The 25,878-nt window shown below is 74.2% G+C and carries 22 protein-coding genes and 1 tRNA gene; 15 read left to right on the forward strand and 8 right to left on the reverse strand.

The features are described from left to right. Positions 1-43: 43 nt before the first annotated feature. From K329_RS0120945 to K329_RS28535, 3 genes are read right to left on the reverse strand one after another with little or no spacing between them, the layout of a single operon-like run. Positions 44-1,525, reverse strand: a complete 1,482-nt coding sequence (locus K329_RS0120945; protein WP_028474570.1) for an FAD-dependent oxidoreductase — start codon at positions 1,523-1,525, stop codon at positions 44-46. Next, positions 1,522-3,633, reverse strand: a complete 2,112-nt coding sequence (locus tag K329_RS0120950; RefSeq protein ID WP_028474571.1) for a molybdopterin oxidoreductase family protein — start codon at positions 3,631-3,633, stop codon at positions 1,522-1,524. Before K329_RS0120950 ends, K329_RS0120945 begins: the two co-directional genes overlap by 4 nt. Positions 3,634-3,647: 14 nt before the next feature. Then, a complete protein-coding gene (locus tag K329_RS28535) occupies positions 3,648-5,183 on the reverse strand; it encodes an MFS transporter (protein ID WP_084541483.1) in 1,536 nt (511 codons plus the stop codon). Positions 5,184-5,763: 580 nt separating this feature from the next. Here K329_RS28535 and K329_RS0120960 point away from each other — a divergent pair. The 8 genes from K329_RS0120960 (at position 5,764) to K329_RS0120995 (ending at position 12,783) form a co-directional block, all read left to right on the forward strand. After that, positions 5,764-5,836, forward strand: a tRNA-Arg gene (locus K329_RS0120960). A 107-nt stretch (positions 5,837-5,943) separates the two neighbouring features. Continuing rightward, complete coding sequence (locus K329_RS0120965) at positions 5,944-6,834, forward strand: hypothetical protein (protein ID WP_028474572.1); 891 nt, start codon at positions 5,944-5,946, stop codon at positions 6,832-6,834. Positions 6,835-6,859: 25 nt separating this feature from the next. Further along, positions 6,860-7,849 carry an AraC family transcriptional regulator gene (locus K329_RS28540; RefSeq protein ID WP_052337186.1) on the forward strand — a complete coding sequence of 330 codons (990 nt, stop codon included), beginning with the start codon at positions 6,860-6,862 and terminating at the stop codon, positions 7,847-7,849. A gap of 166 nt (positions 7,850-8,015) precedes the next feature. Beyond that, positions 8,016-9,818 carry an FAD-dependent oxidoreductase gene (locus tag K329_RS0120975; RefSeq protein WP_028474573.1) on the forward strand — a complete coding sequence of 601 codons (1,803 nt, stop codon included), beginning with the start codon at positions 8,016-8,018 and terminating at the stop codon, positions 9,816-9,818. After that, a complete protein-coding gene (locus tag K329_RS0120980) occupies positions 9,815-10,876 on the forward strand; it encodes a maleylacetate reductase (RefSeq protein WP_028474574.1) in 1,062 nt (353 codons plus the stop codon). The genes K329_RS0120975 and K329_RS0120980 overlap by 4 nt, the downstream gene beginning before the upstream one ends. Then, complete coding sequence (locus tag K329_RS0120985; protein ID WP_052337187.1) at positions 10,873-11,748, forward strand: dioxygenase family protein; 876 nt, start codon at positions 10,873-10,875, stop codon at positions 11,746-11,748. The genes K329_RS0120980 and K329_RS0120985 overlap by 4 nt, the downstream gene beginning before the upstream one ends. 49 nt (positions 11,749-11,797) lie before the next feature. After that, complete coding sequence (locus K329_RS0120990) at positions 11,798-12,304, forward strand: hypothetical protein (RefSeq protein WP_028474575.1); 507 nt, start codon at positions 11,798-11,800, stop codon at positions 12,302-12,304. A 77-nt stretch (positions 12,305-12,381) separates the two neighbouring features. Next, on the forward strand, positions 12,382-12,783 hold the full coding sequence (locus tag K329_RS0120995; RefSeq protein ID WP_245596632.1) for a hypothetical protein: 402 nt from the start codon (positions 12,382-12,384) through the stop codon (positions 12,781-12,783). 30 nt (positions 12,784-12,813) lie between these two features. Here the strand turns inward: K329_RS0120995 and K329_RS29965 are convergent, their stop codons facing one another. Together K329_RS29965 and K329_RS0121005 are read right to left on the reverse strand one after the other, a co-directional pair. Further along, on the reverse strand, positions 12,814-13,713 hold the full coding sequence (locus tag K329_RS29965; RefSeq protein WP_157571862.1) for a hypothetical protein: 900 nt from the start codon (positions 13,711-13,713) through the stop codon (positions 12,814-12,816). Further along, positions 13,710-14,585, reverse strand: coding sequence for a hypothetical protein (locus tag K329_RS0121005; RefSeq protein ID WP_028474577.1), 876 nt, complete (start codon positions 14,583-14,585; stop codon positions 13,710-13,712). Before K329_RS0121005 ends, K329_RS29965 begins: the two co-directional genes overlap by 4 nt. Before the next feature lie 131 nt (positions 14,586-14,716). On the opposite strand from K329_RS0121005, the gene K329_RS0121010 reads away from it, so the two are divergent. The 5 genes from K329_RS0121010 to menB all read left to right on the forward strand — a co-directional run bounded on the left by K329_RS0121010 (position 14,717) and on the right by menB (position 20,295). Continuing rightward, a complete protein-coding gene (locus K329_RS0121010) occupies positions 14,717-15,829 on the forward strand; it encodes an NDMA-dependent alcohol dehydrogenase (RefSeq protein WP_028474578.1) in 1,113 nt (370 codons plus the stop codon). Next, positions 15,829-16,794: an AAA family ATPase gene (locus K329_RS0121015; protein ID WP_084541484.1), complete on the forward strand. Its 966-nt coding sequence runs from the start codon at positions 15,829-15,831 to the stop codon at positions 16,792-16,794. The genes K329_RS0121010 and K329_RS0121015 overlap by 1 nt, the downstream gene beginning before the upstream one ends. Before the next feature lie 101 nt (positions 16,795-16,895). Continuing rightward, entirely contained in the window at positions 16,896-17,747 is an 852-nt protein-coding gene (locus tag K329_RS28550) for a vWA domain-containing protein (protein ID WP_052337189.1), read from the forward strand. Positions 17,748-17,807: 60 nt separating this feature from the next. Next, positions 17,808-19,424, forward strand: a complete 1,617-nt coding sequence (locus K329_RS0121025; RefSeq protein ID WP_028474580.1) for an AMP-binding protein — start codon at positions 17,808-17,810, stop codon at positions 19,422-19,424. A gap of 43 nt (positions 19,425-19,467) precedes the next feature. Next, on the forward strand, positions 19,468-20,295 hold the full coding sequence (gene menB / locus K329_RS0121030) for a 1,4-dihydroxy-2-naphthoyl-CoA synthase (RefSeq protein WP_028474581.1): 828 nt from the start codon (positions 19,468-19,470) through the stop codon (positions 20,293-20,295). 320 nt (positions 20,296-20,615) lie between these two features. Here menB and K329_RS0121035 read toward each other — a convergent pair whose 3' ends face one another. After that, positions 20,616-21,137 carry a thioesterase family protein gene (locus K329_RS0121035; protein WP_028474582.1) on the reverse strand — a complete coding sequence of 174 codons (522 nt, stop codon included), beginning with the start codon at positions 21,135-21,137 and terminating at the stop codon, positions 20,616-20,618. 47 nt (positions 21,138-21,184) lie between these two features. Between K329_RS0121035 and K329_RS0121040 the strand changes: the two genes are divergently transcribed. After that, entirely contained in the window at positions 21,185-21,934 is a 750-nt protein-coding gene (locus tag K329_RS0121040; RefSeq protein ID WP_028474583.1) for an SDR family NAD(P)-dependent oxidoreductase, read from the forward strand. 68 nt (positions 21,935-22,002) lie between these two features. On the opposite strand, the gene K329_RS0121045 is transcribed toward K329_RS0121040, so the two are convergent. Then, complete coding sequence (locus tag K329_RS0121045) at positions 22,003-23,838, reverse strand: phosphoenolpyruvate carboxykinase (GTP) (protein ID WP_028474584.1); 1,836 nt, start codon at positions 23,836-23,838, stop codon at positions 22,003-22,005. Positions 23,839-24,013: 175 nt separating this feature from the next. Between K329_RS0121045 and K329_RS28555 the strand changes: the two genes are divergently transcribed. Next, positions 24,014-24,622 (forward strand): YitT family protein, encoded by a 609-nt coding sequence (locus K329_RS28555; RefSeq protein ID WP_043644350.1) that lies wholly within the window; start codon positions 24,014-24,016, stop codon positions 24,620-24,622. A gap of 80 nt (positions 24,623-24,702) precedes the next feature. On the opposite strand, the gene K329_RS28560 is transcribed toward K329_RS28555, so the two are convergent. Continuing rightward, positions 24,703-25,872, reverse strand: coding sequence for a glycerate kinase (locus tag K329_RS28560; protein WP_043644353.1), 1,170 nt, complete (start codon positions 25,870-25,872; stop codon positions 24,703-24,705). Positions 25,873-25,878 lie beyond the last annotated feature (6 nt).

A 25,878-nucleotide genomic window follows, 5' to 3' on the forward strand; every position in this document is an offset into this window, starting at 1 on the left:
GGCGGTGCGTGGTGGTTTCGAGACGCTCGCTGGCGCTCGCTCCTCAACCACCGAGGGCTCCGACGGGGGTGCGGGCGGCGAGCAGGGCGCGGACGGTGCCGGAGCAGCCGCCGCAGCCGGTGGTGGCGCGGGTGGTGGCGCGGACGTCGTCGAGCGACCCGCACGCGCGGACCGCCCCGGCGGACACCCCGGCGCAGGCGCAGACCTCGGTGTCGTCGGGCAGGTCGGCGGGGCCGGTGCTGCCGGTGCGCTTCTCCGGCAGCAGCAGGTCGCCCGGCTCGTGGGGGCCGAGCACGGTGCCCCGCTCGACGTACTGCGTGAGCAGGCCGACCCGGGAGAGGTCCCCGACGAGGGCGGCGGCGACGACCCGGCCGTCGCGCACGACGAGCTTGCGGTGGCTGCGGGTGATCGGGTTGGTCATCTCGACGACCTCGCCGGCCGCCGCGGTGGCGGCCTCGGGGTCGCCGAGCACCGCGACGTCGAGGCCGGTGGCGCGCAGGCGGGCGACCTCGCGCACCCCCGCGTACGGCGTGGGGTCGCCGAGCAGGCGGCCGGCGAGGGCCGCGGCCTGGTCCCACGCGGGGCCGACGAAGCCGGAGACCTTGCCGGCGTGCTGGGCGCAGTCGCCGATCGCGTGGATGCGCGGGTCGGTGGTGGTGAGGGCGTCGTCGACGACGACCCCGCGGCGGACGTCGAGCCCGGCCCGGCGGGCCAGCGCGGTCGACGGCCGGCCGCCCGCGGTGAGCACGACGAGGTCGGTGGCGAGCACGTGGCCGTTGTCGAGGCGGACGCCCACGGCGTGCTCCGGCTGCGGCGACGCGACGAGCCGCACGGCGCGGGCGCCGGTGTAGACGGTGGTGCCGAGGCGGGCGAGGTCGCGGGCGAGGATGCCGGCACCGTTGCGGTCGAGCTGGCGCGACAGCACGTGCTCGGCGCCCTCGACGACCTCGGTGACGACGGCCCCGTGGCCGGTGCGGGCGCCGAGCGCGCGGGCGACCTGCAGGCCGAGCAGCCCCCCGCCCACGACGACGGCGCGCCGCACCGGCGTACGACGGTCGGCCAGCGCCGCGACCAGGCCGCGGCAGTCGCTCGCGGAGCGGAACGCGTGGACGCGCTCGTGCAGCGTGCCCTCGGGGCGCACCATCCCGCGGATCGGGGGCAGGGACGGCACCGAGCCCGTGGCGAGCACGAGCCGGTCGTAGGCCACGCGGCTGCGGTCGACGAGCACGACCTCGCCGGCCTCGCGGTCGATCTCCGCGACGCGGACGCCGGTGCGCAGGGCGACGCCGCGGTCGACGTACCAGCTCTCGTCGCGCAGCACGGTCGACGAGGCGTCGTGGGTGCCCTCGAGCACGGCGGAGAGCAGGATGCGGTTGTACGCCGGGCCGGGCTCCTCGCCGATCACCGTCAGGGCGTGGCCCTGCTCGATCCATCCCCCGCCGACGAGCAGCTCGACGAGGCGCACCGCCGCCATGCCGTGGCCGACCACGACGAGGTGCTGGGGGTGCTGGGGGCGCTCGCTCATGCCGTCACCGCCGCCGCGCAGACCTTGAACTCGGGCATCCGGCTCGCCGGGTCGAGCGCGTCGTTGGTGAGGCGGTTCGCGCCGACCCAGTGGAAGGGCACGAAGACCGTGTCGGGACGGATCGTCTCCACCACGCGGGCCGGCGCGCGCATGGAGCCCCGGCGGGTGCTGACGGTCAGCAGCTCGCCGTCGGCGGTGCCGAGGCGGCGGGCGAGCATCGGGTGCAGCTCGACGAACGGGCCGTCGTCGGGCAGGTCGCGGATGCGGCGGGTCTGGGCGCCGGACTGGTACTGGCCGAGCACCCGACCTGTCGTGAGGTGGAGCGGGTAGTCGTCGCACGGCTGCTCCGCGGCGCCCCGGAACTCCGTGGCGAGGAAGCGGGCGCGGCCGTCGGCGTGGCCGAAGGAGTCCGCGAAGAGCCGCGGCGTGCCCGGGTGGTCGGGCTCGTCGTCGGGCGTGGCGGGGCAGGGCCAGAAGACGCCGTGCTCCGCGCGGATCCGGTCGTAGGTGAGGCCCGAGTAGTCCGCCTTCCCGCCCGCGGAGGCCCGGCCGAGCTCGGCGAAGACCTCCTCGGGGTCGGTGGAGAAGGTGCCGGGGGCGTCGAGCCGCGCGGCGAGCCCGGCGATCACCTCGAGGTCGGAGCGGACGCCCTCGGGCGGCCTCGTCGCCGCCTGCCGCAGGATCACCCGGCCCTCGAGGTTCGTCATCGTGCCGGTCTCCTCCGACCACTGCGTGACGGGCAGGACGACGTCGGCGATCGCGGCGGTCTCGGAGAGCACCATGTCGGCGACCACGAGCAGGTCGAGGCTCTCGAGCCGCCGGGTGACGTGGGTGGCGTTCGGGGCGGAGACGACGATGTTGGAGCCGAGCACGAGCATCGCGCGCGGCCCGTCGGGTCCGCCGTCGACGCCCGGCTGGCCGAGGGCCTCGAGCAGCTCGTAGGCCGAACGACCCTTGCCCGGCAGGCTCGCCGGGTCGACGCCCCAGACCCCGGCCACGTGGGCGCGGGCGGCGGGGTCGTCGATCATCCGGTAGCCGGGCAGCTGGTCGGCCTTCTGGCCGTGCTCGCGGCCGCCCTGGCCGTTGCCCTGACCGGTGAGGCAGCCGTAGCCGGCGCCCGGCCTGCCGGGCTGGCCGAGCGCCAGGGCGACGTTGATCCAGGCGAGCACCGTGTCGGAGCCCTGGCTGTGCTGCTCGACGCCGCGGGCGGTCAGCACCATGACGCGGCCCCCGGTGCCCGCCGTCCCGACGAGCAGGTCGGCCAGCGCGCGCACCTCGTCGGCCGCGACGCCCGTGACCCGCTCGACGCGCTCGGGCCACCACGCGGCGACGCTGCGCCGTACCTCGTCGAAGCCCGTCGTGCGGGCCGCGACGTACTCCTCGTCGACGGCCCCGGCCGCCACCACCAGGTGGAGCACGCCGAGCGCGAGCGCGAGGTCGGTGCCGGGCACGGGGGCGAGGTGCAGGTCGGCGCGGTCGGCGGTGGGGGTACGGCGCGGGTCGAGCACGACGACGCGGCCCCCGCGGGCGCGCAGGCGGTCGAGGTGGCGCGCGGCCGGCGGCATCGTCTCGGCGAGGTTGGAGCCGGCCAGCACGAGCACGTCGGTCCGTTCGACGTCGGCGAGCGGGAACGGGAGGCCGCGGTCGACCCCGAGGGCCCGGAGCCCGGCCGACGCGGCGGACGACATGCACCAGCGGCCGTTGTAGTCGATCTGGCTCGTGCCGAGCGCGACCCGGGCGAACTTGCCGAGCTGGTAGCCCTTCTCGTTCGTCAGGCCGCCCGCGCCGAACACGGCCACGGCGTCGGGGCCGTGCGCGGCGCGGAGGTCGCGGAGGCGGTCGGCGACGAGGTCGAGCGCCTCGTCCCAGCTCGCCGGACGCAGCTCGCCACGGGTGCCGTCGGGCAGCGTCTCGCGCACCAGGGGCGTCGTGAGGCGCTCGCGGTGGCCGCGCAGGCCGGCGGCGGTCCAGCCCTTGCGGCACAGCGCGCCCTCGTTGACGGGGAACGACTCCCACGCCCCCACCTCCAGCGGCCCGCGGGGGCCGCCGGAGCGGGTCAGCGTCATCCCGCACTGCAGGGAGCAGTAGGGGCAGTGGGTGGTCGTCACGTCGGTCGAGCTCCTCAGATGCCGGCGCCGGCGAGGTTGACGCGGGAGACCGCGCCCGCCTTCACGGTGCGGAGGTAGACGGCCCACGTCACGAACGCGCAGACCACGTAGAAGCCGGCGAAGACCATGAGCGCGCCCCGGGTGGCGGCCATCGGGTCCTCGACCCAGGGGGCGCTGAACGCGAGCGGGATGAGGAAGCCGCCGATCGCGCCGACCGCGCCGATGACGCCGAGGGCCGCCGAGGCCTGCTTGGTGGAGGTGGCGATCGCGGCGGTGCGCTCGGGGGTGCCGGCGGTGGTGCTGCGCTCGACCTCGGTGCGCCAGATGGCGGGGATCATCTTGTACGTCGAGCCGTTGCCGATGCCGGTGGAGGCGAAGACGAAGAGGAACGCGGTGAGGAACCACGGGAACCACGACTGGTTGTCGGTGGCGATGGCCGGGTCCTGCGTCGGGTTGGGCGTGAGCTGCGTGAGGGTCCAGAGCACCGCGAGCGTGGAGACGATGAGGCCGGCGAACGCGCCGAGGGTGACCTTGGCGCCGCCGTGCTTGTCGGCGAGCCAGCCGCCGAGCGGGCGGGTCGCGGAGCCGATGCCCGCGCCGAGGAACGCGAAGTAGGCGAAGTAGATGCCCGTGCCGAGCGGGGAGGGCTCCGGCACCCAGAAGTTCAGCTTGATGAGCAGGGGCATCGCGGCGGAGTAGCCGATGAACGAGCCGAACGTGCCGATGTAGAGGAACGCCATGATCCAGGTGTGCGGCCTGCGCACGACCTGCAGCTGCTCGCGGGGCTTCGAGACCGCCGAGCGCAGGTTGTCCATCCACAGCCAGGCCGCCACGGTCGCGACGACGGCGAGCCCGGCGTACACGTAGGCCGCGTGCTCGAGGTGGATGCCGCCCTCGGACGCCTTGACCAGGCCGAAGATGCCCGCGCCGCCGACGATCACCGGCAGCAGCAGCTGGATGAGCGAGACGCCCAGGTTGCCGCCCGCGGCGTTGAGGCCGAGCGCCGAGCCCTTCTTCGCGGCCGGGTAGAAGAAGTTGATGTTGGCCATCGACGAGGCGAAGTTGCCGCCGCCGAAGCCGGCCGTGGCCGCGATGACGCAGAAGACCCAGTACGGCGTGCCCGGGTTCTGCACCGCCACCGCGAAGAGCAGCGTCGGCACGAGCAGGAGGGCCGCGCTGATCATCGTCCAGTTGCGCCCGCCGAACTTCGGCACCGCGAACGTGTAGGGCAGGCGCAGCAGCGAGCCCACCAGGTTCGGGATGGCGACGAGGAAGAAGAGCTGCTGGGCGGAGAACGCGAAGCCCTGGGCCAGCAGGAACGCCGACGAGACGCTCCAGATCAGCCACACCGAGAACCCGAGGTGCTCGGCGAAGATCGACCAGATCAGGTTCCGGCGGGCGACCTGCTTGCCGCCGTTCTCCCAGAACTCGGGGTCCTCCGGGCGCCAGTCCTCGATCCACCGCCCCTTGCCGGGGGTGCCGTGGGGCGGGGTGGTTCCGGGCGGGGGAGCCGACGCGTGCGGCTCGTGCGGGGCAGCGAGGGTGGTCACGAGGAGCCTCCTGGGGAGTCGGCCCACGGCGGGCCTTCTGCGGATGCCCCTGAGCGTGGTCGGCGGTTGTTACGCCTCCTCCGCGCGTGCTTCACGGTGGTGTCACTTTCGGCTCACGGCCTCACAAGGCTCACGGGCTCACAAACGGCGTCGTCGGGGCGCGGACGTCATCCGGATCGTGGTGCCGGGGGCTCGAGTCGGATGACGTCCCGGGGTGGGGGTGGGGTGGGTACGGCGCCCGCCCCGCCGTACGCACGCAGCAGCCGGGTGATCTGGTGTCACCAGGTGGCACCGGATGACCCGGATGTCGTCCGGCGCGGCTGGGTCCGTCCGTCCCGCCCGCCCGCCCGACCTGGGGTGCGCTCCGGTGTCACGTGGTGGCACCGCAGCGCACGCTCGACGTGGCGGTTCGGCGCCGGGGCGCGGACGTCATCCGGATCGCGGTGCCGGGGGCTCGACTCGGATGACGTCCCCGGCTGGGGTGGGTACGGCGCCCGCCGACGCGGCGCCGGGCATCCGATTTTCCTTGGCGGAGCGGGTCCGCTATCCTCGACCAGTCGCGCGTCACGGCGGGCGGCATGCGCCTGTAGCTCAACGGATAGAGCATCTGACTACGGATCAGAAGGTTTGGGGTTCGAATCCCTACAGGCGCACCGATCACGAAGGGCCCGCAGCAGTCGCTGCGGGCCCTTCGTCGTTCCGCCAGGCGCTGGCCGTTCCGTCCATGCCCGCGCCCCTGGCCCCTCCTAGCATCGACCGCATGACCGTCGACCTCGCCGCCGCGGAGCGCTTCCTCCTCGAGAACGCCCGCCTGCTCGACCGCCACCGCTACGCGCACGCGTTCGGGGTGGGGGTCGACCGCGGTACGGCGGCAGCCGCCGTCGTGGTCGCGCTCCGCGCCTACCTCAACGCCGACGGCGGGTTCGGGCACGCGCTGGAGCCCGACGTACGGGGTCCGCTGAGCGAGACCACGGCGACGCTGCACGGGCTCGAGGTGCTCGAGGAGGTCGGTCGGCTCGACGAGCCGATGGTGGCGGGGCTGGCGTCGTACGTCGGGAGCGTCGCGGACGCCGACGGCGGCGTGCCGTTCGTGCTGCCCGGGTCGCTGCGCTACCCCCGCGGGCCGTGGATGGAGCCGGTCGAGGGCGGGTCGCACCTGACGTTCGGGCTGGCGGCGGTGCTGCGGACGGCCGGACAGGAGTCACCGTGGCTCGATGCCGCCGAGGAGTGGTGCTGGCGCCGGCTCGCGGTGCTCGACGAGCTGTCGTCGTACTGGGTGAAGTACGCGCTGACGTTCCTCGACGCCCACCCCGACGAGGGCCGTGCCCGGGCGACGATCGCCGCGCTCGGCGCCCTCGTCGACGACGACGGCTCCGTGCCGGTCGCCGGCGGCACCGAGGGCGAGCGGCTCGACCTGCTCACCCTCGCGCCCCGCCCGGGCACCCGGAGCCGAGCGCTGTTCACGGACGCCCAGGTGGCGGCGGCGCTCGACGGTCTCGAGGCGGCGCAGCAGCCGGACGGCGGGTGGACCTTCGACTGGCTGCCCTGGTCGCCCGCCCAGACCACCGAGTGGCGCGGGCTCGTCACCCTGCGGGCCCTGCTGGTGCTGCGCGACCACGGCCGCCTGCCGGGAGCGACCACGGGCGCCTGACGATCCTCGCGGGTACGCTCCGGACATGACGCAGATCACGTCGGGGCGCGGGCCGCAGGGCTCCGGTCCGGTCGCGTTCTCGACGGTGGGGCTCCCCGAGGCGCAGCGCGTCGACCTCTGGGAGAGCCACAACGCCGACCAGCTGATCGGGCTGCGCTGCCGCACGCTCGCGGCCACCGCGCTCGAGGCGACCGAGATCAACGTGCGGCTCGACCGGGTCCAGCTCGCCCGGGTGCGGGGCAGCTCGCACGTGGTGGAGCGCGACGCGGCCATGGTCCGGCAGCGGCCGGCCGAGTCGGTCGCCCTGTTCTTCACCCTGGTCGGCGAGGCGTTCTACTACCACGACGACGGCGTGCTCACGCTCCAGCCGGGGCAGCTGCTGCTCTGCGACGCCGACCGCCCGTTCCTCCGCGGCTTCTCCCGCGGGCTGGAGGAGCTGGTGCTGAAGATCCCGCGCGACGTCTTCGCCGAGGTCACCGGCGTCGACCACGTGCCGAGCCCGGTGGTGGTCGGGTTCGGGGCGGGCCACAGCTCGTTCGCCCACACCCTCGCCCGCCACGTCGGCGCCGCCGCCCGCGCCACCGACCCGGACCCCGCGGAGGAGCGCACCCTCCTCGAGCTCGTCGCCGCGCTCACCGGCCGACGCCCCGACGACGACCTCGGCGCCGCCCACCTGGCGGCCGCCCGCACGTACGTCGAGCGCCACCTGGCCGACCCCTCGTTGACCGCGGCGCGGGTCGCGGACGCCGTCGGCCTCAGCACCCGGCACCTCTCGCGGGTCTTCGGCGCCACCGGCACGAGCGTGCCGCGCTACGTGCTGACCCGGCGCCTCGAGTCGGCCCGTCGGCTCCTCGAGAGCCCGGCCGGCGCGACCACGTCGGTCGCCGAGGTCGCCCGTCGCTGCGGCTTCACCTCCGCCGCGCACTTCTCCCACGCCTTCACCACGCACTTCGGTGAGCGCGCCGGCGACGTACGGCGCCAGGCGGCCGCCGCGCGCGCCGTACCGCTCGCCTGACCCCCCCGCCCCCGCCCGCCCGCCCCGTCCCGGGCCCCGGGCTGCGTGGATCGGCCACGGCTTCGCGTTCCGGCCGAGACGGCCGTCACACCTCGACCGCGACCGGCGGGCTGCCGACACTCGACGCAGGGGCCGGCGCACGACCGGCTCGAGGGAGGTGGACCCCGTGCCGGCGTTCGACGACGGGCAGAAGGAGACCGCGGTGCCGACCACGGCGACGGTCGAGACCGACGTGGTGGTCGTGGGATCGGGGCCGGCCGGATCGGCCGCGGCGCTGTTCCTCGCGACGCTCGGCGTGCCCACCATCATGATCACCAAGTACCGCTGGACGGCGAACACGCCGCGGGCGCACATCACGAACCAGCGCGCCATGGAGATCTTCCGCGACATGGGCATCGAGGAGCAGGTGCTCGCCGACGCGACCCCGCACGAGCTCGTGGGCGACACGGTGTTCTGCACGTCGATCGCCGGCGAGGAGATCGGCCGCATCCGCACCTGGGGCACCAGCCCGGCGCGCGAGGCCGACTACCAGCTGGCGTCGCCGTGCCTGACGGTCGACATCCCGCAGACCTACCTCGAGCCGATCCTGGTGCGCAACGCGACCGCGCGGGGCGCCCAGACCCGCTTCTCGACGGAGTACCTCTCCCACACCCAGGACGCCGACGGCGTCTCCGTGGAGGTGCTCGACCGGCTCACGGGGCACCGCTACACGATCCGCGCGAAGTACCTGATCGGGGCCGACGGGGCCCGCTCCCAGGTCGCGGCCGACATCGGTCTGCCGTTCGAGGGCGCCATGGACATCGCGGGCTCCATGAACATCACCTTCAGGGCCGACATCACGTCGTACGTCGGGCACCGCCCGTCGGTCCTCTACTGGGTGATCCAGCCCGGCTCGAACGTCGGCGGCATCGGCGCCGGCCTGGTGCGGATGATCCGGCCCTGGGACGAGTGGCTGATCGTGTGGGGCTACGACATCGCGGGTGAGCCGCCCGTCGTCGACGAGGCCGCGGCCCGCCAGATCGTGCGCAACCTGCTGGGGATGCCCGACCTCGACGTCGAGATCACCGGCACCTCGCTGTGGGGCAACAACGAGATGTACGCGACCCACCTCCAGTCCGGGCGCGTGTTCTGCGCCGGCGACGCGATCCACCGGCACCCGCCCAGCAACGGCCTGGGCTCCAACACCTCGGTGCAGGACGCCTACAACCTGGCCTGGAAGATCGCGGCGGTGCTGGCCGGCCAGGCCGACGCCTCGCTGCTGGAGACCTACTCGACCGAGCGCGCGCCGGTGGCCGAGCGCATCGTGCGTCGCGCCAACCGGTCGAGCCGCGAGTTCGTGGACCTGTTCGTCGCCCTCGGCGTCACCGAGGCCGAGACGGAGGACGACATGGTGCGCGCCATCGAGGAGCGCAAGGCGAACACGCCCGCCGGCGCCGCCAAGCGTGCCGCCCTGGTGGAGGCGATGGAGCTGAAGAACTACGAGTTCAACGCCCACGGCGTCGAGCTCGGCCAGTTCTACGAGTCGACGGCGATCCGGTCCGACGGGTCCGCCCGGCCCGAGCCGACCCGCGACCCCGACCTCTACCACCAGGCCTCGACGGTGCCCGGCTCCCACCTGCCCCACGCGTGGGTGGGCGACCACCGGCGCCGCCTCGCGACGATGGACCTCGCGCCGTACGACCGCTTCACCCTGCTCACCGGGGTGGCCGGCGAGGCGTGGGAGGAGGCCGCCGAGGCGGTGGGGCGCGAGCTCGGCGTGCCGCTCGCGACGGTCGTGATCGGTCCCGGCCGCGAGGTGACCGACCTCTACTACGACTGGTCGCGGATCCGCGAGGTCGAGGAGAGCGGCGCGCTGCTCGTGCGCCCCGACAAGCACGTCGCCTGGCGCGCGGCCTCCCTCCCGGCCGACCCCGCCGCGGCGCTGCGCGAGGCGCTCGCCGGGATCCTGGGTCGGGAGGTGCCGGCATGACCTACCGGTTCGAGCACGAGACGCTCGGCCAGCGCGTGGTCTTCGCGCCCGGGGCGGCGGCGACCGCCCTGGCCGCCGAGGTGGAGCGGCTCGGGGCCGCCCGCGTGATGGTGCTGGCCTCGGCCGCCGAGGCGCGCCTCGCGCGCGAGGTCACCGACGGCCTGCCGGTCGTGCACGTGCACGACGAGGTGGTGATGCACGTGCCCGTCCCGGTCGCGGAGCGCGCCCGGGCGGCCGCCGCGGAGCACGACGTCGACCTGCTGGTGAGCGTCGGCGGCGGCTCGACCACCGGCCTCGCGAAGGCGGTCGCGCTCACCTCCGGGCTGCCCGTCGTCGCGGTGCCCACGACGTACGCCGGGTCCGAGGCGACGAACGTCTGGGGCCTCACCGAGGGCGCCACCAAGACGACCGGCGTCGACGCCCGCGTGCTGCCGCGCTCGGTCGTGTACGACGCGACCCTCATGCTGTCGCTGCCCGTCGACCTGAGCGTCGCCTCCGGGCTCAACGCGCTGGCGCACTGCGTGGACTCGATGTGGGCGCCCCGCACCGACCCGATCGACGCGGCGCTCGCCGCCGAGGGCATCCGCGCGCTCGACGCCGGCCTGCCGCGCATCGTCGACGACCCCGGCGACCCCGCGGGCCGGGAGGAGGCGCTGTACGGCGCCTACCTCGCCGCGGTCGCGTTCGCCTCGGCCGGCTCCGGGCTGCACCACAAGATCTGCCACGTGCTCGGCGGTCGCTACGACCTGCCGCACGCGGCCACGCACGCCGTGGTGCTGCCCTACGTGCTGGCGCTCAACGCGCCGGCCGCGCCGGACGCCGACGCCCGCATCGCCCGGGCCTTCGGCACCGCCACCGGTCTCGAGGGCCTCGAGGCCCTGCGCGCCCGGCTCGACGCGCCCCGGGCCCTGCGCGACCACGGCTTCGACGAGGCCACGATCCCCGACGCGGTCGCGGCGATCCTGCCGTCGGTGCCGGCGAGCAACCCGGCCACCGTGACCCCCGACGTCCTCGAGCGCCTGCTGCGCGCCGCCTGGGAAGGAGCGACCCCCCGATGACCACCGACGAGCAACGCACCCGCGAGGACGAGCTGGTCCAGCTCGTCGTCGACTCGTTCGACGGCACCCCCGACCCGCGCCTGCGCGAGATCATGCAGTCCGCGGTGCGCCACCTGCACGGCTTCCTGCGCGACGTGCGCCTCACCGAGGAGGAGTGGTCGCAGGGCATCGACTTCCTCACCGCGGTCGGCCACCTCACCGACGACCGCCGCCAGGAGTTCATCCTGCTCTCCGACACCCTCGGCGCCTCGATGCAGACGATCGCCATCAACAACGAGGCCCACGGCGACGCCACCGAGGCGACGGTGTTCGGGCCGTTCTTCGTCGACGACGCCCCCGAGGTACCGCTGGGCGGCGACATCGCGGGCGGGGCCGCCGGCCAGCCGTGCTGGGTCGAGGGCACGGTGCGCGACACCGAGGGCCGGCCCGTCGCGGGCGCCCGGCTCGAGGTCTGGGAGGCCGACGACGACGGCTTCTACGACGTCCAGTACGACGACGACCGCACCGCGGGTCGCGCGCACCTCTTCAGCGACGACGACGGCGGCTTCCGGTTCTGGGCGATCACCCCGACGCCGTACCCGATCCCCGACGACGGGCCGGTGGGCGCGATGCTCGCGGCGACGGGCCGGTCGCCGATGCGGGCCTCGCACCTGCACTTCATGGTGACGGCCGCGCACCTGCGGACCCTGGTCACGCACATCTTCGTGCGCGGCGACGAGCTGCTCGACAGCGACAGCGTCTTCGGCGTGAAGGAGTCGCTGGTCAAGGACTTCGTCGAGCAGCCCGCGGGCACGCCGACGCCCGACGGCCGCGACCTCGGCGACGCGGCGTGGTCGCGGGTGGGCTTCGACATCGTGCTGGCGCCCGCCTGAGTACGGCGCTCCATCGGCCCCGGCCCGGAGCGCGCGGAGACTGAGCGGCATGCCCCTCACCCCGGTCATCGGCCCTGCCCGCTCCGTGCTCCTCGCCGCCGTGCTCACCCCGGCCGCCCTCGTGCTCACCGGCTGCATCGGGGGCGACAGCCCGGTCGGGGCGGTGGGGGTGCACCTCGACGACGGGGGCCGGGTGGTCGCCGTCGTCGCGTCCTGCGGGGAGCGGGTGGAGCAGGTCGAGCTCGTGCGGCTCGACGAGGACGACGTCGAGGCGGAGGACCCCACCGTCGGGCGGTGGACGACCGACGAGGGCGCCGCCGAGCTCGTGCTCGCCGACCCGGGCGCCGGGTGGACCGTCGACACGGACGCCGGGACGCTGGACCCCGACGCGCTCTACGACCTCGGAGCGGGGTACGTCGACACCGACCGCGGCACGACGGACGTGCAGTTCCGCCCGCGCGACCTCGCCGGGCTGCAGCCCGGGCAGGTCCTGACGCGGCAGCAGGAGGTCATGACGGTCGACGGCCTGAGCGAGTGGGCCTGCGAGGACGTCTGACCTGCGTCGCCGCCGCGACCCTGGCCGTTGTCGGCGCTCCGCGCTAGCGTCGGCGCCCTCGACGTAGAGACCGGCCCGTGCCGGCGGAGGGAGGAGCGGTGCTGCGCCAGCCCCACGAGAACGTGCTCACCGTGCTCGTCGACCCCGCCGTGCTGCGCGAGCTCGAGCTCGACCTCGTGGCCAGCGACCTCTGGGTCTGGCCCGTCAGCACCGCCCCGATCTGCGCCGACGGCCCACGGGCCGCGTTCCAGCTGCGACGCCGGCTGGTCGAGGCCCGCCGCGGTGCGTGGGACGTGGCGGCGACCTGGGTGCCGGTGTGGATCGCCTTCGGCGAGACCTGGCGCCACGGCACCGATCCGCTCCCGTGGGAGGCCCACACCGCGCTCTACCGGCTGCTCGACGCCCACGCCGCGCAGGTCCGCTACCGCAAGGGCCTGACGGGCGTGCCTCGCCTGGCCGTGGGCCGCGAGGCGGCCTGAGCCGGCTCGCCGTACCCCGGGCGGCGCGGCTCAGAGCCCGGCGAGCACCACGTCCACCTGGGCGAGCACGACCTCGGGGTCCGCGAGGTCCAGCACGCCGATCGGCTCACCGGGCTCGAGGTCGGGCGGCACGTCCGCGCAGTCCGGGGTCACGGTCACGTCGCTCGAGGAGAACGGCTCGCCCGCGGTGACGAGCCGGCCGGTCGACGGGTCGACCACCTCGACGACCCAGTCGGCGGTGTAGACGCGCCACTCGCCCTCGCCGGCCGCGCCGGCGCCCGAGCAGCTGAGCCGGGTGTCCATGGTGCCGGGCACGCGCCGGACGCACAGCGCCGCGTTGAGCTGGTCGTACGAGGTGGCCGCCCACTCCCGGTCGCTCTCGACGAGCTCGAAGCGGGGGCCGGGGCGGTAGGCGAGCTGCTGCTGGGCGACGACGGCGCGCAGCTCGCCGGCGAGCTCGGGCTCCGCGGGGTACGGCGCCGCGGTGCCCAGCACGGCGTCGCGCTCGCAGATCGCGTCGATGCCCTCGCCGTACGGCGGCTCGATGACGTCGAGGCCGCCGACGAGCCCGAAGTCGCCGCCGCCGGGCAGGTCGGACGACGGGCTGGTGGAGGTGGTGGGGGCGGGGGCTGCCTCCCGGTCCGGGGCCTCGCCGGTGAGCAGCACCGTGCCGAGCGCGCCGATCGCGGCGCCCGCCACCAGTCCGACCGCGAGCGCGACGACGAGCGGGGCCGAGCTGCGGCGTCCGCCGTCGGGGGCGTCGCCGGAGCTGTCGTCGAGGTCGTACGGCGGGTCCTCCGCGGGCGAGGCCGCGGGCTCCGAGGAGTGCGGGGGCGGGGCGCCGGGCGTCGGCGGTGCCGGCTCCTCGTCGGGCATCGCGCCCCACGGGGCGGGCGGCTGGTCCGGGGGTGGCGGATCGACGGGGCTCACCGCGACGACAACCTCCCGACCAGGGTCTCGACCTGCGCGCGGACCACCTGCGTGCCGTCGAGGTCTACCACGCCGACGGTGCGGTCGGCGCGGGCGGCCGGCGGCGGGGTCGCGCACGTCGGCGTCCCCACCACCTCGGTGGAGTCGAACGGCTCGCCCTCGGCGACGACCTCGCCGGTCGTGGGGTCGAGGACCGTGACGACCCAGCGGGCGCCGTACACGTCCCAGCGCACGACGTCGGAGTCGGTCTGGTTGAAGCAGCCGGTGCGCAGGGTCAGGCTGTCGGGCACGATCGAGACGCAGACGACGCCGTTGAGGTCGTCGTAGGACTCACCGCGGTGCGCCCACGGTCGGTCGATCGGCACCCGTGCGTAGGCCTCCGCCGTCGGGTAGGGCAGCTGCTCCTGCGTGATCGCGACGCGCAGGTCGGCCGGGTCGTCGGGGAAGGGCTGCGCGCGCTCCAGCACCGCACGCCGCTCGCAGACGTCGGCGAGGCCCGAGCTGAACGAGGGGTCGATCGACATCAGGGCGGCGGAGCCGCTCGACCCGTACGGCGGGACCGGCCCGGGCTCGTCCCCGCCGAGCAGCGTGGCGGCGCTCCAGCCGACGGTGAGGCCGACGGCGAGGACGCCCGCGGTCCGGAGGCGTCCGCGGCGGGCGGACCGGGCCGGTCCCGTCGGACCCGTCGCTCCCTCCACCGGGTCGTCCGGGACCGCCGGGTCGTCCGGGTGGTCCGGGTCGTCAAGCTCGACGAGGTCGGGATCCGGCTCGGGCTCGGGCTCGGGGCCGCGCTCGGGGGCGGCGGGCACGTCGTCGTACGGCGCCGGCTGCGCGCCCCAGGGCAGCGGCGGCGGGTCGGCCGGCGGCGACATCGGACCTCCCGGGGGCGTGGGGCGTCCTCCCACGGTACGCCTGCCGGCGGACTGTCCAGTTCTTGAACACCCGGCCCGCCGCCGTGCTGCGAGTGTGGCTCAGGTCACTTCGAGCAGGAGGAAACGCACCCATGAAGACGCAGGCAGCGGTCGTGTACGAGCCCGGCAAGCGGATCGAGATCGAGGAGCTGGAGCTCAGCAAGCCCCAGGAGGGCGAGGTGCTGATCCGCTACACCTACGCGGGGCTGTGCCACTCCGACGTGCACATCGCGCACGGTGACCTGGAGGCGCGGCTGCCGATGGTCCTGGGCCACGAGGGCGCGGGCATCATCGAGGAGGTCGGCCCCGGCGTCTCGCGGGTGAAGGTGGGCGACCACGTCGTCTGCTCGTTCATCCCGAACTGCGGGTCGTGTCGCTACTGCGCGAACGGCCAGCAGTCCATCTGCGACATGGGCGCGACCATCCTCGAGGGCTACCTGCCGGGTGAGCGCTTCCCGATCACGGGGCCGCGCGGCCAGTACGGCGCCATGTGCATGCTCGGCACCTTCAGCCAGTGGGGCGTCATCCACCAGAACTCGTGCGTGAAGGTCGACGACGACCTGCCGCTCGACAAGGCCGTGCTCGTGGGCTGCGGCGTGCCGACCGGCTGGGGCGCCGCGGTCAACACGGCCGAGGTCAAGGCCGGCCAGACGGTGGTCGTCATGGGCATCGGCGGCATCGGCATCAACGCCGTGCAGGGCGCGGCCCTGGCGGGGGCGAAGAACGTCATCGCGATCGACCCGCTCGCCAACAAGCGCGAGAAGGCGATGGAGCTCGGCGCCACCCACGCGTTCGAGAGCGCCGACCTGGCGATGGAGACCATCACCAACCTGACCCGCGGCCAGATGGCCGACTCGGCGATCCTCACCCCCGGCCTCATGACGTCCGAGATCGTCGGCGCCGGCTTCAACGCCGTCGGCAAGGGCGGCATCGTGGTGCTCACCGGGCTCAACAAGCTCGAGGAGATGAACATCCAGCTGCCGGGCTCGGTGATGACGCTCTACCGCAAGCAGCTGCGCGGCAGCCTGTTCGGCGACTGCAACCCGACCACCGACATCCCGCGCATCCTCGGGCTCTACCAGTCGGGCGACATCAAGCTCGACGAGATCATCACCCGCACCTACTCGCTCGACCAGGTGAACGAGGGCTACGACGACCTGCTCGAGGGCAAGAACGTCCGCGGCGTCGTGGTGCACCAGCACTGATGACGGCACTGCACTCCCTGCAGCAGCCCGACCACGCGCGGGGGGCCGGGTCCGACGCGGGCCCGGCCGCCCGCGAGGTGGTCGACCGCGCGCGGGAGACCGAGCTGCTCGAGGCGGCGCTGCGCAGCGGTGCGCACGTCGTGCTCGAGGGACCGCCGGGCACCGGCAAGTCCACCCTGCTGCGCGAGGTCGCCGCGCGCCGCGACTCCTCCTACGTCGTCGTCGAGGGCAACGCCGAGCTGACGCCGGCCCGCCTGGTCGGTCACTTCGACCCGGCCCTCGTGCTGGAGCGCGGCTACGCGCCCGAGGTCTTCGTCGACGGCCCGCTGCTCGACGCCCTCCGCTCGGGCGGCCTGCTCTACGTCGAGGAGCTCAACCGCGTCCCCGAGGAGACCCTCAACACCCTGCTCACCGTGATGAGCGAGCACGAGATCGCCGTGCCCCGTCTCGGGCGCGTCCGCGCGGAGCCCGGGTTCGGCATCGTCGCGGCGATGAACCCGTACGACGCCGTGGGCACCGCCCGCGTCTCCAGCGCGATCTACGACCGCACCTGCCGCATCGCCATGGGCTACCAGTCGGCCGACGCCGAGGAGCGCATCGTCGGGACCCGGGCCCCGGTGCCGTCACCGGAGTGGGCGGCGTGCGCCGTCGCGCTCGTGCGCTCGACCCGCGCGCACCCGGAGATCCGGGTGGGCTCGTCGGTGCGGGGCGTCATCGACCTGGCCGGGCTGGCCCACGAGCTCGGACGCTCCCGCGGCGTCGCCGGCGACGACTGGCACGCCGGCCTCGACGCGGCGCTCGTGGCGCTCTCGGGCCGGGTGCGCGTCGACGAGTCGTCGTCGCGCCGGCCCGAGGAGATCATCGAGGAGCTCTACGTCGCGGCCTTCGGCCCCCCGCCGTCGAGCGACGCCGACGACAGCGAGCCCGGCGAGTCCGGAGGAGGTGACCCACCGGGGGAAGCCTGAGCCCGCCCTCCCCGGGGGCGGGCTCCTCCGCACCGACGCCCGACGGCCAGCCCCGGCCGTCGCGCCGGGGCCGGCCCGAGCGCACGACCGGCCGCGACGAGATGGCCCGGCACGCCCGGTTCGGCGAGCTGTCGCCGGAGGTCGGTGAGCTCGACGTCGACGCCGTCCGTGAGGCCGTCGGCGACGATCCCGACGACGTGCTGCCCCTGCTGGCCCTGATGAGCACGGCGACCGACCCGGCCCTGCGGGCCAAGGTGCAGGCGCTCGTGCCGCGCCTCGTGCTCGACCGGGCGCGGGCCGGGCCGACCGGCCGCATCGGCTCGGGCCGGCTGCGGCGGCTCCCGGCCGACCGGGGCGGCGACCTCGACCTCGACGCGTCGCTGGAGGCCGTCGCCGCCGCGCGCGCCGAGGGGCGACCCCCGGCGCTCGACGAGCTGACGGCCACGGCGTGGCAGCGGCCGTCGACCGCGCTGTGCCTGCTGCTCGACCGGTCCGGGTCGATGGACGGTCCCCGGCTCGTGACGGCCGCCATGGCCGCCGCGGCCTGCGCCCTGCGGGTCGCGGGCGAGGGCGAGCTGTCGGTCGTCGCCTTCGACCGCCGGGCCGAGGTGGTGGTCGACCTCGCCGTACCGGTCTCGCCCCTGCGGGTCGTCGAGCGCGTGCTCGGCCTGCGGGGCCACGGGATGACGTCGCTGGACGCCGCCTTCCGCTCGGCCGCCCGTCAGCTGGCCGGCGCCCGCGCCCAGCGGCGCATCACGGTGCTGCTCTCCGACTGCCGGGCCACCGACGAGATCGACGCGGTGCCCGCCGGTCGCGCCCTCGACGAGCTGCTCGTGGTGGCGCCGGCCGACGACGACGACGAGGCGCGCCGCGTCGCCCGCGAGATCGGGGCGCGCATGGCGTCGCTCGCCTCGATCGACGACCTGCCCCGCGTGCTCGACAGCCTGGTGTGACCGCGCTCACCAGCGTGATAGTGGTGGGACCGTCCCACCCAGCCCCCTGAGGAGACAACGATGGAGTCGTACGCCGCGGGTGAGAGCGCACCGGCACTGCTCGACGAGACGATCGGCGCGAGCTTCGAGGCGACCGCCGCGCGGCACGCCGACCGCGAGGCGCTCGTCGAGGTCGCCACGGGCCGGCGGTGGACGTGGGCCGAGCTCGACCGCGACGTCGACGCCCTGGCCCGCGGCCTGCTCGCGGCCGGGCTCGCGCAGGGCGACCGGGTGGGCATCTGGGCGCCGAACTGCGCCGAGTGGACGATCGCGCAGTACGCCACCGCCAAGGCCGGCGTGGTGCTCGTCAACGTCAACCCGGCCTACCGCACCCACGAGCTCGCCTACGCGGTGAACCAGTCGGGCATGCGCGTGCTGCTCAGCGCGTCGAGCTTCAAGGGCAGCGACTACACGGCGATGGTGGACGCCGTACGGCGTGAGTGCCCCGGTCTCGAGCGGGTCGTGTACGTCGACGGGCCCGACTGGGCCGAGCTGGTGGCGCAGGGGGAGCGGCTGCCCGCGGGGGCGCTCGAGGAGCGCAAGGCCGGCCTGTCGCCCGACGACGCGATCAACATCCAGTACACGTCGGGCACCACCGGCAACCCCAAGGGCGCGACGCTCAGCCACCGCAACATCCTCAACAACGGCTACCTCGTCACCGAGACGATCGGTCTCACCCACGAGGACAGGCTGTGCATCCCCGTGCCCTTCTACCACTGCTTCGGCATGGTGATGGCGAACCTCGGCTGCACCACCCACGGCGCCACGATGGTGATCCCGGCGCCCGGGTTCGACCCCGCCGCGACGCTGCGGGCGGTGCAGGACGAGCGCTGCACCGTGCTGTACGGCGTGCCCACGATGTTCATCGCGATGCAGAACCTGCCCGACTTCGCGACGTACGACCTCGAGGCCCTGCGCGGCGGCATCATGGCCGGCTCGATCTGCCCGGTCGAGGTGATGAAGCGGTGCATCGAGGACATGGGGATGAGCCAGGTCTCCATCGCCTACGGCATGACCGAGACCAGCCCCGTCTCCTGCCAGACGCGCGCCGAGGACGACCTCGAGCGCCGTACGGCGACCATCGGCCGCGTGCACCCGCACCTCGAGATCAAGGTGGTCGACCCGGTCACCGGGGCCACCGTCGAGCGCGGCGAGACGGGCGAGTTCTGCACGCGCGGCTACTCCGTGATGCTCGGCTACTGGAACGACGAGGCGAAGACCGCGGAGGCCGTCGACGCCGACGGGTGGATGCACACCGGCGACCTCGCCGTGATGCGCGAGGACGGCTACTGCACGATCGTCGGCCGCATCAAGGACATGGTGATCCGCGGCGGGGAGAACATCTACCCGCGGGAGATCGAGGAGTTCCTCTACACGCACCCCGACGTCGAGGACGTGCAGGTGGTGGGGGTGCCCGACGCGAAGTACGGCGAGGAGCTCTGCGCGTGGGTGCGGATGCGTCCCGGGCGGGCGCCGCTCGACGCCGACGCGGTGCGCGCCTTCTGCGACGGCCGGCTCGCGCGGTTCAAGATCCCGCGCTACGTGATGACGGTCGAGGAGTTCCCGATGACCGTGACCGGCAAGGTGCGCAAGGTGCAGATGCGCGAGGAGTCGACCAGCCGGCTCGGGCTCGGCTGAGGGGCCACGGGGACCGTCGGGGTCGGGGGGCACAATGGCCGCCATGAGCGAGATCATCTGGCAGGAGTCGGGCGACTACACCGACATCGTCTACGCGACGACCGAGGACGGCATCGCGAAGATCGCGATCAACCGCCCCGAGGTGCACAACGCGTTCCGACCGCAGACGCTCATCGAGGTGTCGCACGCCCTCAACGAGGCGCGCGAGGACGAGTCGGTGGGCGCGATCATCCTCACCGGCGTCGGCGACAAGGCGTTCTGCTCGGGCGGCGACCAGCGGGTGCGCGGCGACAGCGGCTACAAGACCGACGAGTCGGCGACCGGCCGCTTCCACGTCACCGACCTGCACGTGCAGATGCGCCGCTGCCCCAAGCCGATCGTCGCGATGGTGGCCGGCTGGGCCATCGGCGGCGGCCACGTGCTCCACCTCGTCTGCGACCTCACCATCGCGGCCGACAACGCGCGCTTCGGCCAGGTCGGTCCCAGGGTCGGCTCCTTCGACGGCGGGTACGGCGCGAGCGTGCTCGCCGACCTCGTCGGCCCCAAGAAGGCCAAGGAGATCTGGTTCCTCTGCCGCCAGTACGACGCGCAGACCGCCCTCGAGATGGGCCTCATCAACACCGTCGTGCCGCTCGCCGAGCTCGAGGCCGAGACCGTGAAGTGGTGCCGCGAGATGCTCGAGCTCTCGCCCTGGGCGCTGCGGCTCTCCAAGCTCAGCTTCCACGCCCACGAGGACGGCTACGCCGGCATCCAGCAGCTCGCCCACGACGCCAACCTGCTCTTCTACGGCTCCGCCGAGGCGCAGGAGGGCCGCGAGGCGTTCAAGGCCAAGCGCAAGCCCGACTTCACGCAGTTCCCCCGGCGCGCCTGAGGCTCGCTGGGCTGGGCTGGGCTGGGCGGGTTGTGGCGGTTTAACCGCTCGAGCGGTTAAACCGCCGCTTCACGCCCTGAATTCACGGCGCAAAGCACCAGGATCGTGCACACAGTCCGTCCCGGGGTGGCCTGAGCGCCGTCCTGGGGCCGGAGCGGTCCCGGGGGCGAGGTAGTCCGTGACGATCCGCCGGGCGACACGCCGTACGGCACCAGCAGATCGTCACGGACTACCTCGCTCATGGCGGCCGTCCTGCCGGGGCGCGCCACGCGTTACACGGGCTCGGCGCCGGGCGGAGCCCCGACCTCCGAGCGGCGAGCTCAGCGCCGTACGGCGATGGCCCCGCACGCGCCGGCCGGCCACGTGAGCGCGGCGGACCGCTCCACCTCGGCGTCCAGACCGGCGGCGAGGTCGTCGGCGAACGGCACGGGGCGACGGGTCTCCAGGTCGACGTGGACGAGCAGGATTTCGACGACGCAGGCGAGGCGCTCGTGGGTGCGGTCGACGACGTACGTGACGAGGTGGGTCGCCCGCGCCGACCGGTCGAGCACGCGCACGTGCACCGAGAAGTCGTCGCCCTCGCGCATCTCGCTGAGGTAGCGCAGGTGGTGCTCGGCGGTGAAGACGCTGAGGCGGCGCTCGGTGCGGTAGTCGGCGTCGAGCCCGGCGCGACGGCAGAGCATCTCGCCGCCGGTCGCGCCCGCGAGCAGGTAGTGCTGCACGTTCATGTGGCCGTTGACGTCGATGAGGTCGGGGCCGACGGCCCGCTCGAGGTCGGCGGGCAGCTCGAGGACCTCCGCGACGGAGGGCATGGCGGACGGCACGGGGGAGGGCGCGTTCATGCCCGAAGGCTAGAGCGACCCACCGGGGGTGGGGGAGGCTGGGCGGCATGGACCTCGGACTCGCAGGCAGCACGGCACTCGTCACCGGCGGCAGCCGCGGCATCGGACGGGCGGTCGCGACCGCCCTGGCCCGGGAGGGCGCGCGCGTGGCCCTGCTCGGCCGGGACGTCGACGCTCTCGCCGCCGCCGCGGCGACGATCGACGGCGCGGTGACCGTCACCGCCGACACCACCGACGACGCCCAGGTGCGTGCGGCGGTCGACGAGGCGGCGACGGCGCTCGGCCGCCTGGACGTCGTGGTCAACTGCGCTGCCCCGCGGGCGACCGGCCCGAAGCAGCCCGGCCTCGCCGCGCTGGACGACGACGACTTCCTCCACCAGCTCGACACCAAGGCGCTCGGCTACCTGCGCGTCGTCCGGGCCGCCCTGCCCCACCTCCGCTCCGCCGGCGGGGGCGCGATCGTCAACGTCAGCGGCATGAACGCCCGCATGACCTCGAACATCACCGGCTCGGTGCGCAACATCGCGGTCGTCGCCCTCACCAAGAACCTCGCCGACGAGCTGGGCGCCGAGGGCATCTCCGTGTCGTGCGTGCACCCCGGGCTCACGGTCACCGAGCGCACCGAGGGCGACGAGGCGTACGCCGCCAAGGCCGCCGCCGGCAACGCCCTCGGCCGACCGGTCACCGCCGCCGAGGTGGCCGAGGTGATCACGTTCCTCGCCTCGCCCCGCGGCCGGATCACCAACGGGGCGGTCGTGACGGCCGACGGCGGCCGGCCGGGTCCGATCTGGACCTGACCGACCGCCGTCGGGTCTCGAGACGCTCGCTGCGCTCGCTCCTCGACCACCGAGGTCGAGGGTGGGGCTCAGGCCTCCGCGTCGAGGGCGGCGGCCACGCGGCGGTGGGCCTCCCAGATCGCCTCGGGCAGACCGTCGAACTGCTGCAGGTGCTCCTCGCGGAACCCGATCTCCTGGCGCCAGCGCTCGTTGTCGATGTTCAGGATGCGCTCGAGGTCCTCGGCGGGCAGGTCGAGGCCATCGAGGTTGAGCTCCTCGGCGGTCGGGATGATGCCGACCGGGGTCTGGCGACCGGTGACCTCGCCGTTCTTGAGCTGCATCAGCCACAGCAGCGGGCGCAGGTTCTCGCGGTAGCCGGGCCACAGGAAGTGGCCGTCCTCGGCGTCGCGCTGGAACCAGTTCACGTGCGCGAAGATCGGCTGCTCGCTGGCCGCGCCGACGATGTTCAGCCAGTGCTCGGCGTACTTCGCCTCGTCGTACGACATGAACGGCCGCATCGACATGGGGTCGTAGCGCAGCTGCCCGTCGAGCCCGTCGGCCGCGAAGGTGGCCTCGGCGCCGAGCGTCAGCCCGTCGTACACACCCTCGGCGAGGTCGTGGATGGCGCGCACGAGCGGCTCGCGGTCACGGGTGCGGCCACCGAAGATGATCGCGTCGATCGGCACGCCGGCCGGCTCCTCGAAGTCGGCCGCCACGTTGGGCACGTTGGCGAGCGTCGTCGTGAAGCGGCTGTTCGGGTGGGCCCACGGCGCGTCGACGCCCTCGGCCCGCTCGGCGATCGACTCGCCCTTCCAGTCGGTCCAGCCGTCGAGGTCGGTCGGGTGCTCGGGCGTCTTGCCCTCCCACCAGACCTCCTGCGTCGTCGTGTTGTAGGCGATGTTCGTGAACAGCGCGCCCGTGCCCTCGGCGATGGAGTGCAGCGCCGTGGGGTTGGTGAGCTCGTTGGTGTCCTTCGCGACGCCGAACACGCCGAACTCGGGGTTCATGCCGTAGAGCCGGCCGTCCTCGCCGACCCACAGCCACGCGATGTCGTCGCCGTAGAACTCGACGTGGTAGCGGTCGCCGAGGGCGTCCGGGGCCAGCGTCATCGCGAGGTTCGTCTTGCCCGAGGCGCTCGGGAAGCCGCCGCAGATGTGGTACTTGCGGCCCGTCTCCTTGTCGACGATGCCCAGCAGCATGAACTGCTCGGCGAGGAACTTCTTCGAGGCCCACCCGTCGTACGCCGCCTGCCGCAGGCCGTGGGCGATCTTGCCGAGCAGCGCGTTGCCGCCGTAGCTCGAGCCGAAGTGGAGGATGGTGCGCTCGTCGGCGACCGTCACGAAGTAGCGCTGGTCGTCGGGGGTGCCCTGGCCCAGGTTCGGCAGGTCGCCCGTGACGTGCACGGCGCGCACGAAGCTGTTCGGGTCCTCGAGCGCGTCGATGTGGTGCGCGCCGACGCGGGCCATCCGGATCATGTGGAGCACGACCGTGCGGGTGTCCGTGAGCTCGACGCCGGCGGCGTACGCCTCGAGCGGCGAGCCGGGCGGCGCCATCAGGTACGGGATCACGTACATCGTCTTGCCGGCGGAGGCGCCGCGCATCTTCGACGTCAGCAGCTCCTTCATCTCGTCGGCGGGGCGCCAGTTGTTGTAGACGCCCTTGTCGGCGGGGTTGCTCGTCGCGACGATGGTGCGCTCCTCGGAGCGCGCCGTGTCCTTCTGGTAGCTGCGGGAGTAGTAGAGACCGTCACCGGCGGGCTCGAGCTCGCCGGCCTCGACGGCCTCGGCGAGCAGGCGGGCGTCGTCGGACGCGTTGACGACCTCGACCCGCTCGGCGCCGGTCACCTCCGCCCAGTAGGCCACGTACTCGCGCACGTGCGGGTTCTTCAGACCGGCTGCGTCGAGCGCCGCCTCCACATTCGCCATGATCTCCCGGATCCTCTCCGTCGGCACGCTGCGTGAGCGTGCGGGGGTCGATGTGCGCCTGATGGTCGCACAGTGACGTGGGCCACGGGCGGCGGCCTCACGGGCCGGGACCCCTGAACGATCGGTCGGGTTCCCGTTTTGCCACGGGGCGCCGGTGCGCCCCAGAGTCGCTGTCGTGACCGAGATCCAGGTGGTGCCGCACTCCCCGTTCGAGAACATGTTCGGCGTGCTCACGGGCACGTTCGTCGCGTCGTTCGGCCTGGTGCTGCTCACCGAGGCGCAGGCCGTCACGGGTGGTACGGCGGGCCTCGCCCTCCTCGCCAGCTACGGGCTGCCGATGTCGTTCGGGCTGCTCTTCCTGCTGGTGAACGTGCCCTTCTTCGCCCTGGCGCTCAAGGTCAAGGGCTGGCAGTTCACGCTGCGCACGCTCGTCTGCGTCGGCCTGGTGAGCGCCATGAGCGCCCTGCACGAGTCGATGCTCGACATCGACCGCATCTCCGCGCCGTACGCCGCGGTCGGCGGCAACCTCATCGCCGGCATCGGCCTGCTCATCGTCTTCCGCCACGGGGCCAGCCTCGGCGGCTTCAACATCGTGGCGCTCGTCGCGCAGGAGCGCCTCGGCTGGCGCGCGGGCTACGTGCAGATGGTGCTCGACGTGCTCGTGGTCGTCGGTGCCCTCACCGTGGTGGCGCCCCAGAACGTGCTGCTCTCGGCCGTCGGCGCGGTCGTGCTCAACCTGGTGCTCGCGCTCAACCACCGGCCGGGCCGCTACACCGGGGCCTGAGCCCCGGAGGTCGGTCGAGCCCGGCCGCGCCAGGGCGGTGACCTCGCGCCCGCTCAGGCCGGTGGCGCGGGGGCGGCGGCTCAGCGGGCCAGGAGGAGCCGCACCACCTGCGTCGTCGTGGCGGTGACGGCGGCGACGGCGCCGGTGCTCATCTCGGACAGCTCCTGGGGTCCGTTGGCGATCGAGAACGCCGCCGTGATGCCGGCGTCGGCGAGCGTGGCCGCGTCGACCTGCACCGACCCGGCGACCACCACGACGGGTACGGCGGGGGGCGTGAGGCCGCGGACGGTGTCGACGACCTTGCCGCCGAACGACTGGGAGTCGAGGCGGCCCTCCCCGGTGAGCACGAGGTCGACGCCGTCGAGGAGCGCCGGGAGGCCCAGGGTGTCGGCGACGAGCAGGCCGCCGGGGGCGATCTCGGCCCCGAGGAGCGCGGTGAGCGCGGCGGGCATGCCGCCGGCGGCGCCCGCGCCGGGCAGGTCGCGGACCTCGACACCGGTGTGATCGGCGAGCACGTCGGCGAGGCGGGAGAGACCGGCGTCCAGGACCTCGACGTCGGCGGGGGTGGCGCCCTTCTGCGGCCCGAAGACCGCGGCGGCCCCGCGCTCACCGACGAGCGGGTTCGTGACGTCGCAGGCGATCCGCCACCGCGCCGCGGCGGCCCGCGGGTCGAGGCCGGACGTGTCGAGCGTGGCGAGGTCGCGCAGGTGGCCGCCGCCGTCGGGCAGCTCGGTGCCGTCGGCGGCGAGGAAGCGCACGCCGAGGGCGCGCAGCATTCCCGTGCCGCCGTCAGTGGTGGCGGACCCGCCGATGCACAGCAGCACGTCGGTGCAGCCCGCGTCGAGCACCGCCCGGGCCAGGACGCCGACACCGTGGGTGCTCGCGGCGAGCGGCTGCAGCGGTACGTCGCTCACGCGCGGCAGCCCGTTGGCCTCGGCGGCCTCGACGATCGCGGACGTGCCGTCGGGCGAGACGCCGTAGCGGGCGGTGGTCGGCCGGCCGAGCGCGTCGGTCGTGGCGGTCGTGCGGGCGTCGGTGCCCCAGGCGCCGAGCAGGGCGTCGAGGGTGCCCTCCCCGCCGTCCGCGAAGGGCAGCGTGCGGATCTCGAGCCCGACGCCGGACGACGACGCCGCGTCGCGGACGCCGGCGGCCATGGCCTCGGCGACCTCGCTCGCGCTCGCGCTCCCCTTGAACGAGTCGGGGACGATCGCGACGCGCAGCGAGCGGTGGCGCTGCTCTGCGGTGGGCATGCCGAC

The organism is Nocardioides alkalitolerans DSM 16699 (genome assembly GCF_000426525.1).
Lineage (GTDB): Bacteria > Actinomycetota > Actinomycetes > Propionibacteriales > Nocardioidaceae > Nocardioides > Nocardioides alkalitolerans.